General features: G+C 71.5%; 12 protein-coding genes and 1 tRNA gene. 4 read left to right on the forward strand and 9 right to left on the reverse strand.

Annotated features, from left to right (window positions below):
• Positions 1-22: 22 nt before the first annotated feature.
• Positions 23-106, forward strand: a tRNA-Leu gene (locus N538_RS0114660).
• A gap of 400 nt (positions 107-506) precedes the next feature.
• Here N538_RS0114660 and rfbA read toward each other — a convergent pair.
• Both rfbA and rfbB read right to left on the reverse strand, forming a co-directional pair.
• Positions 507-1,412 carry a glucose-1-phosphate thymidylyltransferase RfbA gene (gene rfbA, locus N538_RS25585; RefSeq protein ID WP_051549310.1) on the reverse strand — a complete coding sequence of 302 codons (906 nt, stop codon included), beginning with the start codon at positions 1,410-1,412 and terminating at the stop codon, positions 507-509.
• A 39-nt stretch (positions 1,413-1,451) separates the two neighbouring features.
• A complete protein-coding gene (rfbB, locus tag N538_RS0114670) occupies positions 1,452-2,450 on the reverse strand; it encodes a dTDP-glucose 4,6-dehydratase (RefSeq protein WP_028637908.1) in 999 nt (332 codons plus the stop codon).
• Between the two features lie 66 nt (positions 2,451-2,516).
• Here rfbB and N538_RS0114675 point away from each other — a divergent pair, with 66 nt between their 5' ends.
• Entirely contained in the window at positions 2,517-3,806 is a 1,290-nt protein-coding gene (locus N538_RS0114675) for a lipopolysaccharide biosynthesis protein (protein WP_028637909.1), read from the forward strand.
• Here N538_RS0114675 and rffA read toward each other — a convergent pair.
• The 7 genes from rffA to N538_RS29055 form a co-directional block, all read right to left on the reverse strand.
• Entirely contained in the window at positions 3,748-4,893 is a 1,146-nt protein-coding gene (gene rffA / locus N538_RS25590; RefSeq protein ID WP_036570679.1) for a dTDP-4-amino-4,6-dideoxygalactose transaminase, read from the reverse strand. The genes N538_RS0114675 and rffA overlap by 59 nt on opposite strands.
• Complete coding sequence (locus N538_RS0114685; protein WP_028637910.1) at positions 4,886-5,641, reverse strand: hypothetical protein; 756 nt, start codon at positions 5,639-5,641, stop codon at positions 4,886-4,888. The genes rffA and N538_RS0114685 overlap by 8 nt, the downstream gene beginning before the upstream one ends.
• Positions 5,638-6,639 (reverse strand): glycosyltransferase family 2 protein, encoded by a 1,002-nt coding sequence (locus N538_RS0114690; protein WP_028637911.1) that lies wholly within the window; start codon positions 6,637-6,639, stop codon positions 5,638-5,640. Before N538_RS0114690 ends, N538_RS0114685 begins: the two co-directional genes overlap by 4 nt.
• 28 nt (positions 6,640-6,667) lie before the next feature.
• Entirely contained in the window at positions 6,668-8,194 is a 1,527-nt protein-coding gene (locus N538_RS0114695; RefSeq protein ID WP_155992113.1) for a glycosyltransferase family 39 protein, read from the reverse strand.
• A gap of 281 nt (positions 8,195-8,475) precedes the next feature.
• The gene (locus N538_RS25595; protein ID WP_036570683.1) at positions 8,476-8,922 is read right to left on the reverse strand and encodes a PTS sugar transporter subunit IIA; all 447 of its coding nucleotides are present in this window, start codon (positions 8,920-8,922) and stop codon (positions 8,476-8,478) included.
• A 13-nt stretch (positions 8,923-8,935) separates the two neighbouring features.
• Positions 8,936-9,274: a hypothetical protein gene (locus N538_RS29050; RefSeq protein WP_028637913.1), complete on the reverse strand. Its 339-nt coding sequence runs from the start codon at positions 9,272-9,274 to the stop codon at positions 8,936-8,938.
• 71 nt (positions 9,275-9,345) lie between these two features.
• The gene (locus N538_RS29055; RefSeq protein WP_051549311.1) at positions 9,346-9,732 is read right to left on the reverse strand and encodes an ATP-binding protein; all 387 of its coding nucleotides are present in this window, start codon (positions 9,730-9,732) and stop codon (positions 9,346-9,348) included.
• A gap of 79 nt (positions 9,733-9,811) precedes the next feature.
• Here N538_RS29055 and N538_RS29060 point away from each other — a divergent pair, with 79 nt between their 5' ends.
• Together N538_RS29060 and N538_RS0114720 are read left to right on the forward strand one after the other, a co-directional pair.
• On the forward strand, positions 9,812-10,123 hold the full coding sequence (locus N538_RS29060) for an STAS domain-containing protein (protein ID WP_197025351.1): 312 nt from the start codon (positions 9,812-9,814) through the stop codon (positions 10,121-10,123).
• Between the two features lie 10 nt (positions 10,124-10,133).
• Positions 10,134-12,362 (forward strand): SpoIIE family protein phosphatase, encoded by a 2,229-nt coding sequence (locus N538_RS0114720; protein ID WP_028637914.1) that lies wholly within the window; start codon positions 10,134-10,136, stop codon positions 12,360-12,362.
• Positions 12,363-12,369 lie beyond the last annotated feature (7 nt).

Raw genomic sequence — 12,369 nt, forward strand, 5'->3', positions numbered from 1 at the left:
GGATAGCCTTGGCCCGCTTCACGCGCGAGTGGCGGAATAGGCAGACGCGCACGGTTCAGGTCCGTGTGTCCGAAAGGACGTGGGGGTTCAACTCCCCCCTCGCGCACCGCAACCCGGGAGATCTCCCGGGCCCGAGGACCGGGCGACCAGGGGACTGGTCGCCCGGTCCTCGTCGTTCCTGGGGGAAGTCGACGCGAGCCACGGTCCGCGGGCGGCGCTTCGGCGCAACCATCGTCCGCGACATCCGGGACGTCCGGGACCCTGGCGGGTCCCGCGGGCTCGTCACCGCGCACCCAGGATGACCTCGGGACCCGAGTGCGCTCCCGGCCGAGGTCGGGACCGACGAGGCCATGACCCACCGACTCGCCACCAAGCACCACACCGATCACCGCCGCCGAAGCGCGACCCGCATCGGAGCGGTGGGCCGCCCGGACTCCGACAAGCGCGAGTCGGCTTCGACCAGTCGCACGAAGCACGGCGAGATGCGGTGCGAGGTGCTGATGCGGTCAGCCGATCGGATCGACGAGCGAAGCGTCGGTGGGCTCGTCGGACAACTCGAGCAGGCTCAGAAGATACTGGCCGTAGCCGCTCGCGGTCAGCGTCTCCGCCCGAGCCCGCAGCGCGTCGTCACTCAGCCAGCCCTGCCGCCAGGCGACCTCCTCCGGCGACCCGATCTTGGCACCTTGGCGCACCTCGATCGTCCGGACGAAGTTGCTGGCGTCATTGAGCGAGTCGAAGGTGCCGGTGTCGAGCCAGGCGGTTCCGCGGGGAAGGATCTCCACGCGCAGCCGCCCCTCCTCCAGGTAGCGGCGGTTGAGGTCGGTGATCTCCAACTCGCCGCGCGCACCGGGCTGGAGGTCGGCGGCTCGGTCGACGACGTCCGGGCCGTAGAAGTACAGACCGGGCACGGCGAGCCGGGATCTCGGGCGCTGAGGCTTCTCCTCCAGGGATACGGCGATCCCGTCGTCACCCATCTCCACGACGCCGTAGCCGCGCGGGTCGGCGACGCGGTAGCCGAAGATCAGCGCGCCGTCGATCGTGCGGAAGCGGTTGAGAGCCAGACCCATCCCGGCGCCGTAGAAGATGTTGTCACCGAGCACCAGCGCGCAGGAATGTCCGCGGACGTGGTCCGCGCAGATGTGGAACGCCTGCGCCAGGCCCCGGGGCTCCTCCTGCACCCTCCACGAGATGTCCAGGCCGAACTGGCTGCCGTCGCCCAGCAGGTGCTGGAAGGCGCCCTGGTCGTACGGTGTCGTGATGATCTGGATCTCCCGGATCTGCGCCAACATCAGCGTGGTGAGCGGGTAGTAGATCATCGGCTTGTCGTAGACCGGCATGAGTTGCTTGCTGAGCGCCAGCGTGATCGGCTGCAGCCGGGTGCCGGAGCCACCCGCCAGGATGATGCCTCGCATGGGGTCACCTTGGCACAGGCGGTCCGGGGCGGCTCGGCCCTACTGTCCGGTCTCGGCGTACGCCGATTCCACCCGCTGCTTGTCCGGCGCCCACCACGCTCGGTGGTCGGCGTACCAGGTGATCGTGTCGCGCAGGCCGGCATCGAAGTCGGCGAAGCGCGGCTCCCAGCCGAGCTCCGTGCGCAGCTTGGACGGGTCGATGGCGTACCGCAGATCGTGCCCCACGCGGTCGCTGACCCGGTCGAAATCGTCTTCGTCGTGCCCCAGGGACCGCAGGATCGCGCGGACCACCTCGGTGTTGGCCCGCTCGTTCTCCACGCCGATCAGATAGGTCTCGCCGATCTCGCCCCGGTCGAGGATCGCGAGCACGGCCGAGCTGTGGTCGTCGACGTGGATCCAGTCGCGGACGTTGAGCCCGGCGCCGTAGAGCTTGACCCGACGCCCCGACAGGAGGTTGGTGATCTGCCGCGGGATGAACTTCTCGATGTGCTGCCACGGGCCGTAGTTGTTGGAGCAGTTCGACAGGGTCGCCCGCACCCCCATGCTCCGCACCCACGCCCGCACCAGGTGATCGGCGGCGGCCTTGGACGCGGAGTAGGGGCTGCTCGGCCGATAGGGGCTGCCCTCCTCGAACCGACGCCGCTCGTCGAGCTCGAGGTCGCCGTACACCTCGTCGGTCGACACGTGGTGCAGGCGCACGTCGTGACGCCGGACGGCCTCCAGCACTACGGCGGTGCCGACGATGTTCGTCTGCACGAACGGCCACGGGTCGCGCAGGGAGTTGTCATTGTGCGACTCGGCCGCGAAGTGGACGACCACGTCGGTGCCGGCGACCAGCTCGTCGACGACCTCGGCGTCGGCGACATCACCCACGACGGTCCGCACCCGGTCCTCGGGGAGGTCGGCCAGTGCCTCGGGGCTCGCGGCGTAGGTCATCTTGTCGAGCACGACGACCGCGTCGTCGGTGTGGTCGACGACGTGGCGGACGAAGTTCGAGCCGATGAAGCCGGCGCCGCCAGTGACCAGGAGGTTCCTCACGCGCTGGAGTCTAGGAGCGCCGGCGAAGCGCGCCTGTAGGCTGACCCGGTCCACGAGGAGGGGTGTGTGACGTCAGCCGTACGACGCCGCTCCGTCGCCACGCTCGGCCTCGGCTCCGTGGGAGCCGGGATCCTCGCCTACGTCTTCTTCGTCACCGCCGCCCGCGCCCTCGGCCCGGAGGACGCCGCGTCCATCTCGGTGCTGTGGACCTGGTGGAGCTTCAGCGCCGCGGCGGTCACGTTCCCCCTGCAGCACTGGATCGCCCGCACCGTGAAGGCATCCGGCGGAGAGAGAGCCGTGCGGAACGGCCTGCCCCGGCTGGCCGTGCTGGTGACCGTCGTGGCCGTGTTCGCCGGGCTGGTCTCCTGGGTCTGGGGCGAGCGGCTCTTCCGGACCAGCGGCCCGGCCTTTCCCGCGCTCGTGGTCGCCGTGACCCTCGGCGCGGGCCTGCTGGGCGTCGTCCGTGGCCACCTGACCGGCCGGGGACGCTTCTCCGCGGTCGGCCTCAACCTGATCCTGGAGAACGCCGTTCGCAGTGTCGCGGCTCTCGCACTGGCGGCAGCGGGGTGGACCGAGCCATGGGCGTTCGGGCTCGCCCTCGTCGCCGGGTACTCCGTCGCGGCCGCCAACGGCCGCGCGCTCGTCTCGTGGGACGACAACGGGTCCGGCGAGGCCGGGAACCCGGTCGCGGCCGTGGGGTCGACCGGGCTGGGGCAGCTTCTCGCGCAGGCGGCGCTCACCGGCGCGCCCGTCGTCCTGGCGCTGTCGGGAGCACGACCCCAGGACGTGACGGCCGTCTTCGCGGGCCTCGCACTCTTCCGCGCGCCCTACACCGTCGTCAGCGCCATGATGGCCTCGGTGACCGGGCGCCTGACCCTGCTGTGGCTGAACGGGAGTGCGGCCGCCTGGCGACAGGTGGAGAAGGCGGTCGTGGCGGTCCTCGCCGTCGGCGGCACCCTCGTCGGCGCGCTCCTGGGGTGGTGGGTGGGACCCTGGCTGATCGCGCTCGTCTTCGGCAGCGACGTGGTGCTCCGGGCGGACGTCGCCGCCCTGCTCGCCGCCGGCACGGTGCTGGCGATGGCGAACCTCGTGGTCGTCGTGATGATCGTCGCCCAGGGGCGCAACGCAGCGCTCATGCGCGGGTGGACGACCGCTTTCCTCGCCGGACTCTGCTGGGCTCTGGTGTCGCCGCTCGAGCCAGTCCTCGGAGTGGCCTGGCTCTTCGTGGCCGTGCAGGGCGCGGCGCTCGTGTGGTTGGGAGTCGAGGAGGCCCTGGGCGCCCGACACCCCCGCGGGCTCAGCGCCGCAGCGCGCCGAGCAGCGCCTCCGCGACCCGCTCGGCCTCCGCGTCGGTGAGATTGTTGTGGAAGGGCAGCCGCAGCAGTCGGCTGCTGACGTCGGTCGTCACCGGGCACTCGGTCGGACGCGCTGCGAATCTGCGGCCACCCTCGGAGTCGTGCAGCGGGACGTAGTGGAACGTCGCCTGGACGCCCTGCGCACGCATCTCCGCCATCACGCGGTTGCGGGTGGCCGCATCCGGCAGCAGCAGGTGGAAGAGGTGGTACGCCGGATCGCTGGCGGCGGGCACGACCGGCAGCTGCACACCCAGGTCCGCGCACGGCTCCGCGAGCAGGTCGACGTACCTCTCGTGGACGTGGCGACGCTTCGCCTGGATGGTCTCGCGCACCTCGAGCTGGCCGAGGAGGTGAGCAGCGAGCGTGTCGGACAGTCCGAACGAGGAGCCGATGTCCCGCCAGGAGTACTTGTCGACCTGACCCTCCATGAACGCGCGGCGGTTGGTGCCCTTCTCGTAGAGCACCCAGGCCCGCTCGAGGTCCGCGGCGTCGTTCACGACGAGCGCCCCGCCCTCGCCACAGACGATGTTCTTGGTCTCGTGGAAGCTGAAGGTGGAGAGGCGGCCCAGGCTGCCGAGCGGATGATCCTTCCAGCGTCCGAACGGACCGTGGGCGACATCCTCCACCAGCGCCACCTCGGGCCGCGACGCCAGAACGTCCATGAGGCCGGACACGTCGCCGGCGATCCCGGCGTAGTGCACCAGCACGACTGCACGGACCGAGTCGTCCATGAGCTCCGCGACGTGGGCCGGATCGGCGGCGAGCGTCTCGGGCTCGACGTCGCAGAACAGCACGCGAGCACCCTGCCGGACGAAGGCCAGCGCGGTGGTCACGAAGGTGAACGACGGCACGATCACCGTGTCGCCCGGCTGGAGGTCGAGCACCATCGCGCTGAGCTCCAACGCCGAGGTGCACGAGGTCGTGAGGAGGACGCCCGCACCGCCGATCTCCTCGCGGATGACATCGCCGGCTCGGCTCGAGAACGAACCCCCTGACGAGCTGTGGCCGCTGCGCATGGCCTCCGCGACGTACTCCGTCTCGCGCCCTTCGAGGGAGGGGACGTTGAAGCGGATCTCCTGCTCAGCCATGTGCTTCCTCCTGTCGGTCCCCGCCCCAGGGCAGCGGGCGCCCGAGGAGCTCGATGAGTGCTTGGTCGTTGGGAGCGAAGTACTCACGGAGCCGGGCGACCAGACCGGCCTCGAGCGTGGGAGCCGGACCGGGGCTCACGTTGGTCGGCTCGGTCTCGACCCGGGCCTTCCCCAGGTCGAGCGAGGCGAAGAGGTCCTCCACGGCCTTCCCACTGACGACCTCGTCGAGGAACAACACCCGGAACCGGTCACCGAAGCGGTCCATCCACGGGATCAGGGCCTCGGCGTACCGACCGCGGCTGAGGTAGGCGAACGGCGAGGCGGAGTAGCGCGACCGGTCCCATGATCGCTCCTCGGTCAGGCTGTCGATCAAGGCAGACCCGAGGGGGCGGTCCTCCACGCCGTGCTCGGACGAGAAGCGCCAGTGCGAGATGGCGCGGGCCACGGGGTCTCTCAACTGGGCCAGGACCAGCGGACGCCCGAGCACTCGCTCGATCCGCTCCCCGGACGCCGGGTGGTCGAGGTAGCTGGTGCTCTTCTCCACCAGCAGCCTGGCGGCGCCCCGGTGGGGAAACCACGTCTCGACGTACCACTCGACTCCCCGTGCCACGACCTCGTCGTCGAGGAAGACCTTGGGCTCCGGCCGCCGCGGTGTCGCCAGGACGACGCCGGGCTGGGCGCCCAGTGCGTCCGCGAGGTACGTCGTCCCGCAGCGTTGGGCGCCCACCACCACCAGGTGCCGCGTCACCGGGCGCCATCCGCGCCGGCGGGGTCACCGGTGCCGTCGGCCGACACGCGCTCGACGACGTGGTAGGACCGCGGCACGGTCACCGCGTTGAGGATGCGCACGAGGTACTCACCCAGCATCGAGACCAGGGCGATGAGGAAGCCGTTGAACACGGCCAGCAGGACGACGAGCGACGTCCAGCCCGGCACGCGCGAGTCGGTGAGGATGCCTCGCAGAAAGAAGCCACCGCCCAACAGGATCGCCAGGCCGGCCACGGCGAAGCCCAGGCCGGCGGCGAGACGCAGCGGGAACAGCGAGTAGCTGAACAGGATCGTCAGCACCAGTCGCACGATGCGCAGCAGGCTGTAGTTGCTGGACCCGACCGTGCGGGCGTCGTGGCGTACGAGCACGTTGCCGGGTTCGTTGCTGTAGAGCAGCGCCTGCCCCGTGATGTAGGGAAAGGCGTTGTTGTCGTTGCAGATCCGGTCGACGACGTCGCGGCGCAGGATGCGGAAGTTCGACACCGCGAGCCCGGGCGGCTGCCCGAAGATCCGGCGGTTGATCAGGCCGATCATCTTGCTGCCGAGCCGGCGGTAGCCCGCGGCCTGCTTGGTCTCGAACTCACCGAAGACGACGTCGTGCCCGCCGGAGTGAGCGGCGTCGATGAGCTTGAGGGTCTCCTCCGGTGGGTTCTGCAGGTCGTCGTCGAGCGTGATCACCCAGTCGCCGCGCGTGGCGCGGAAGCCGGCCAGGTTGGCGTGGTGCTGGCCATAGTTCTTCAGCAGGTTGATCGCGAGCACGTGCGGCGTGTCGCGGGCGCGGGAGGAGATGACCTGCCAGCTGTCATCGGAGCTGCCGTCGTTGACCAGGACCAGCTCGAACCGCAGTCCCGCCTGCGTGAAGACCTCCACGACGCGATCAACGGTGTCACCGACGATGGGATCGGAGTTGAAGACGGGGATGACGAGCGAGTAGAGCGGAGTGGTCTCGACGGGCGCGACCGTCGCCGGCTGAACCATGCGCCGATGGTGCCACGTGCCGGGTGGCTCACCCGCGCAGGGCCCTCCTCGCGCGCGCCACCTCGTCCTGGGGAACCTCGTCGGAGACGAAGAAGCCGTACCGACCGACCGGGTCCATGCCGACGCGCACGTAGCCCTCGTCGATCACCTCCTGGACCCAGCTCGGACGAAAGCCGGACTCCACCACCAGGACGGTGGGTCGTCGATCGAGGACCCAGGTGACCAGGCCGTCGAGGCCGCCCGGCCAGACGTCGTCCACGTAGTCCTCGAGCCCCAGGCTGAACTGCTGGTGGACGATCGGGTTGCGCCTGCCGGTGAGCACGAGCGGCGCCGGCGCCTGGATCGACATCATCGTCGCATCCGGACCCAGGATCCGCATCAGCGTCACCGCCCGCGCTCGCTGCTCCGCGAGGTCGTCCGTCCGGTGCGAGACCGCGTACGTCGTGCCCAGGAGCACCGACAGCGTCGCCCATGCGGCGACCACCGCGAGAACGACCCTGGTCGATGCCCTGCGCAGGACGGCGCCCAGCAGCAGACCGACACCGAGGACGCCGAACGGGATCGCCAGGAAGGCATCCGGCCAGCCGTTGTAGGCGCGGACCGTCCAGACGACCGCGACGACGCCGCCGGCCAACAGCACGACGGCCTCTTCGTCCGCGCGTTCCCGCCCGCCGTCACCCCGGCTGCCGACGACGCGTGCGAGGCCGATGACGCCCCGGACCACCACCGTGAGCAGCCCGGCGACCAAGACGTAGAGCGACAGCCCGTAGGCCTGTCGCAGGTCGTCGACGTGGTGTCCGAACCCGGTGAGCATGCTCGGTTGCCGGGTGTACCGGACGTGGACGAGCACCAGGCCGTCCAGGAAGACTCTGAGGTGGCCGATGGCGGCGTACCAGATCAGGAATCCCAGCAGCGGGATCAGCCCGCCCACCACCACCCGGACGAGGCCACGAAGGCGGCGGCCGACCGGTTCCAGGAACAGTCCCGTCGCCGCCGCGGCCGCTGCGGCGAAGAACACCGGCTGCCACGTCAGGGTCGCCAGGGCGATCATCGCGCCCGCGAGACCCCAACGCCGTCGCACGATGGCGTGGAGGGCGAGGATGAGCAGGAGGACCATGAGGGTCTTCTCGCGGGGCCCCCGCGAGGCATAGTCGACGAACCCCTGCACCATCAGCAGGGTGAGCCCGGTGGCAGCCCCGATCGCCGTGGATCCGGTGAGCGACCGCGCCAGCCGGTACATGGCGACGACGGCGGCGACGCTGATCACGAGGAACAGGAGGCGTGCGCTGACGACGTCTCCGACGCCGACGATGCGACCCACCCAGATGCCGACGCCGGGGACGAGGTGGCTGAGTGGGCCCGCCCGGTTGAAGACCCCGAGATACGGCGGCGTCCCGTCGGCCACCGACTGACCTGCATAGGTGTAGATCGCGAGGTCGCGCTCGAGCCGCCCGTGGAGTCCGTGGGCGAGGAAGACCGCGGCGGCGGTCAGGCACAGCCCCACTCCCGTGAGGTCGACGTTCCGACCGCGATGGTGCCCGAGTTCTGCCGTCACCACCCGGAGTGTAGGAGTCGACGGGCACCGGATCGCCGCGGCCCGCCGATTGCGTCTGCCCAGCACATCACGCGGTGCCGCGTGAGGGCCCCTGCGCGACCAGGAGTCCTGCGGCTGGGTGAAGAACCCGTCCGGGTCGTACTGCTGGCGCGGCTGCCAGAGCGCAGAAGACCCACGCTCGGCGCCCGCTCCGCTGCACCTCGCGCTCGCATGTGAGCCCGGTCCTCGTGGCGACTCGCCGGGAGGCCACGTTTCAGGCCGGATGATCGAGTTCCAGGGGGTCAGGCGAACGCGTCGGCGGCGAGGATCGAGAGGCGCGCGGGGGAGTCGGCGGCCCGGCAGTCCGCACGGAAGCCGGGCTTGACCGCGGCGGTGGTGACGGTGCGGAGCAGCTGGAGGTAGGCGCCGGACTGGTCGTCGGGTACGGCGAGCAGGAAGACCAGGTCGAAGTCGTGGCCGTTGTCGGTGGCGATGGGCGTGGGCAGGGACGCGACGGCGACGGTGGGCTCGAGGACGGCGGCGCTCCGGGCGTGGGGGAGCGCGACCCCGCCCGGGAGGGCGGTCGAGCCCTTGGCCTCGCGCGTGAGCACGTCGGCGACGAAGGCGTCCACGTCGGAGAGCCGGCCGGTGCCGTCGAGCAGGGTGGCGAGGCTGCGGACGCACTCCTCGAGGGTGCTGCCGAGGTCCTGCTGCACGGAGACGGTCTGGAGGTCGACGAGCTCTGCCATGGTCGCGAGTCTGTCACGCCGCCGAGAGGACCCAGGCGGGGGCGAACGGCTTCACGGTGAACGAGGCGCCCTCCGCGAGGAGGATCCGCACCAACTGCACCCGGTCGGTGTCCAGCACGTCGTGCTCGACCTTGGCGACGACGCCGTGCTTCCACTCCCCGTGCTCGAGGACGTAGGCCCAGACGAAGACCAGGTCACCGGGGACCAGGTCGGCCGCCGTGCAGCGCCCGCCCTCGCCGGCGCGCTCGGCGACCCGGCGCCAGTGCCGCACCCGCACGACGCACCAGACGGCCATCCCCGCGACCAGCACACAGCCCGCCGCGAGAACGACCGTGCCGAGATCCACGGTCATCCCTCACCCCCGGCGGTCACCCCTGCCGCCTCACGGGTCACGGTACGTCCGCGCGGACCGCAGCGGAAGGGTCAGGCGAGGTCGAGCTCGAACCAGACGGTCTTCCCGCCCGTGGTCGGCCGCGCGCCCCACCGGGAGGCGAAGGCGGCCACCATCAGCAGGCCGCGTCCGCGCTCCGCCTCCAGGTCGATGGCCCGTGGGCCGGGAAGGGTGGCGTCACCGTCGGCGACGTCGACCCGCACGCAGCGGTCGTCGACGAACGCGTCGAGGACCGCCCGCCCACCGGCGTGCTCGTGGGCGTTGGTCACCAGCTCCGACGTCAGCAGCGCGGCGACGTCAGCGGTGCCGGCACCGGTCTCGGCGTCCACGCAGAGGCCGTGGACCGCGGCGCGTGCCGAGCGGGCCGATCGGCTCTGGGCGGAGACCACGAGGTGGGTCGTCAGCGGCGAGTGGCGCACGGGCCCTCCTTCGTCCCCCTGTCTCTACCCGCACTGTCGGGTGAGGAAACGGACGGCGGCCTCCCCTTACGATGTCGTGGTGGATGACACCCCCTACGCGGCGGCGTACGACGCCTCGGCTGCGTTGCTGACCGTCTCGGGCTCCGTGGACGAGCTCTCCGGCCCGACCTTCCGCTCCGACCTGGAGAAGCACAGCGACGGCTTCAGCCGCGACCTCGTCGTCGACCTGTCGGCGGTGGACTTCTTCCCCAGCCTGGCCATCGGCGTCCTCGCGGTCGCGGCGAAGAACGCCCGCAACGCGGGCCACCTCCTCGACGTGGTCGCGGCGCCCGGCTCGATCGTCGCCCGGGTGCTGACGATCTCGAACCTCCCGTTCCGGGAGCAGCCCTGACGGCCGTCGGGTGAGCGAGCCCACCGGCTCCCCGCACACCCCGTCATACGGCGAGGTCGACCTCTCCACCTGCGACCGCGAGCCGATCCACATCCCCGGCGCGATCCAGCCGCACGGCGTCCTGCTGGCCCTCGACGGCGACCACCAGGTCCGGATGGCGTCCGCGAACTCGGCGACGCTGCTCGGCGTCGGGCCCGACGACGCGCTCGGCCACCCGCTCGCCGACGTGGTCGGCGAGGCCGCGGCCGGGGCGATCATCGAGCGGGAGGCCGCCGGACTGCCCAAGACGCCGCTGGTGCTCCACCTCGACGAGGGGACCGAGGTCGACGTGCACGTGCACCGCTCCGGCGCCCGCTTGGTCATCGAGCTGGAGCCGCTCGCCGCGCCCGACCGCGCGGCGCTGTCGTACCACACCGCCCGCGGGGCGATGTCGCGGATGGCCGGGGCGGCGTCGGTCCACGAGCTCGCCGGACACCTGGCCCACGAGGTCCGCGAGATCACCGCCTTCGACCGGGTGATGGTCTACCGGTTCGACCCCGAGTGGAACGGCGAGGTCATCGCCGAGGAGCGGCGGGCCGACCTGAACCCGTTCCTCGGGCTGCACTACCCGTCGACCGACATCCCCGCCCAGGCGCGCCGCCTCTACACGGTGAACTGGACCCGCCTGATCGCGGACACCGGCTACGAGCCGGTGCCGCTGCACCCGGTCTTCGACCCCGGCACGGGTGCGCCCCTCGACCTGTCATTCGCCACGCTGCGGAGCGTGTCCCCGATCCACCTCGAGTACCTCTCCAACATGGGCGTCACCGCGTCGATGTCGGTCTCGATCGTGGTGGAGGACCGGCTCTGGGGCCTGGTCGCGTGCCACCACTACTCCGGCCCGCACCGGCCCAGCCACGACGCCCGGGCCGCCGCCGAGTTCCTCGGCCAGGTCGCGTCCCAGGTCGTCGTCGACCGGGAGCGCGCCGACGCGCGCGAGGCCGCCCTCGAGACCCAGTCGATGATGGCCGGGATCACCGCCCGCATCACGGCCGGAGCCCGGTCGCCGCTGGAGAGCCTCATCGAGGACCCCGAGCTGCTCTCCCTCATGGACGCCGAGGGCGCGGCGCTCTGCTACGACGGCGTGCTGACGGTCCGCGGCACGGTCGCCGACGAGACGACGCTGCGGCGGGTGGCGGCCGCGCTCGAGTCGCCGCTCAGCTACGCGACCCAGACCGACAACGTCGCCGCGCTGCTCCCCGACCTCGCCGGCGTGCCGGAGGTCGCCGGTGTGATGCGGGTCGGCTCCGCGGAGGACCGCTGGCTGCTCTGGCTGCGGCCGCAGCAGGAGCGGGTGGTGGACTGGGGCGGCGACCCCACCAACAAGCTGATCGCGGCCTCGGAGGGTCCCGAGGTGCGGCTGAGCCCGCGCAAGTCCTTCGAGAAGTGGCGGCAGGTGGTGAGCGGACGCAGCCTGCCGTGGACCCCGTGGCAGGTGGACGCAGCCGACGCCCTCGGCAAGCACATGCAGGGCCTGCTGCTGATGCGCTCGCGCGAGCAGATCGCGATGGCCGAGTCGGTCCAGCGCAGCGTCGTGCTCGACCGGGCGCCGGCGTTCCCGGGCCTCGAGGTCGCGGCCCGCTACCTGCCCGCGACGACCTACCAGCTGGGCGGCGACTGGTGGGACGCCTTCGAGCTCCCCGACGGCCGGATCGCGCTCGCGGTCGGTGACGTCGCGGGTCACGGCGTCTCGGCGGCGTCGGCGATGACCCAGATCCGCACGGCGCTGCGGGCCTACGTGTTCGAGGGCCACGACCCGGCCGCGTGCCTGGACCGTCTCGACCGGCTGATGGACGGCCTGCTCGACCAACGTGTCGCGACGGCCGCCGTCGCGGTCCTCGACCCCGCCACCGGCCGGATGCGGATCGCCGGCGCCGGGCACCCCCAGCCGCTGCTGGTCCGCGACGGTGACGCGGTCGAGGTGGGTGTCGTCTCGCGCCCGCTCCTCGGGGTCGGCTGGGGCACCTCGACCTCGACCGACCTCGTCCTCGAGCCGGGGACGACGCTGCTCGTCTACACCGACGGACTCGTGGAGGAGCGCGGCGTCGACATGGCCGAGCGGATGGACCACCTCCGCCGGCTCGCGGCCGACACCCATCCCGGCGTGGACATCGACCAGTGGATCGACGGCCTGCTCGCCGTCCAGGGCGACCGGCCGGACGACGACACCACCCTGCTCGCCGTCCGGGTCACACCGTGAGGTCCCG

It is taken from the genome of Nocardioides sp. URHA0032, assembly GCF_000620645.1.
In the GTDB taxonomy this organism is placed as follows: Bacteria; Actinomycetota; Actinomycetes; order Propionibacteriales; family Nocardioidaceae; genus Nocardioides.

Excerpts from the sequence above, each read along its gene's own strand:
- rfbA (WP_051549310.1), bottom strand. The coding sequence starts at position 1,412 with ATGCGAGGCATCATCCTGGCGGGTGGCTCCGGCACCCGGCTGCAGCCG.
- rffA (WP_036570679.1), bottom strand. The coding sequence starts at position 4,893 with ATGGCTGAGCAGGAGATCCGCTTCAACGTCCCCTCCCTCGAAGGGCGC.
- N538_RS0114690 (WP_028637911.1), bottom strand. The coding sequence starts at position 6,639 with ATGGTTCAGCCGGCGACGGTCGCGCCCGTCGAGACCACTCCGCTCTAC.
- N538_RS25595 (WP_036570683.1), bottom strand. The coding sequence starts at position 8,922 with ATGGCAGAGCTCGTCGACCTCCAGACCGTCTCCGTGCAGCAGGACCTC.
- N538_RS29050 (WP_028637913.1), bottom strand. The coding sequence starts at position 9,274 with ATGACCGTGGATCTCGGCACGGTCGTTCTCGCGGCGGGCTGTGTGCTG.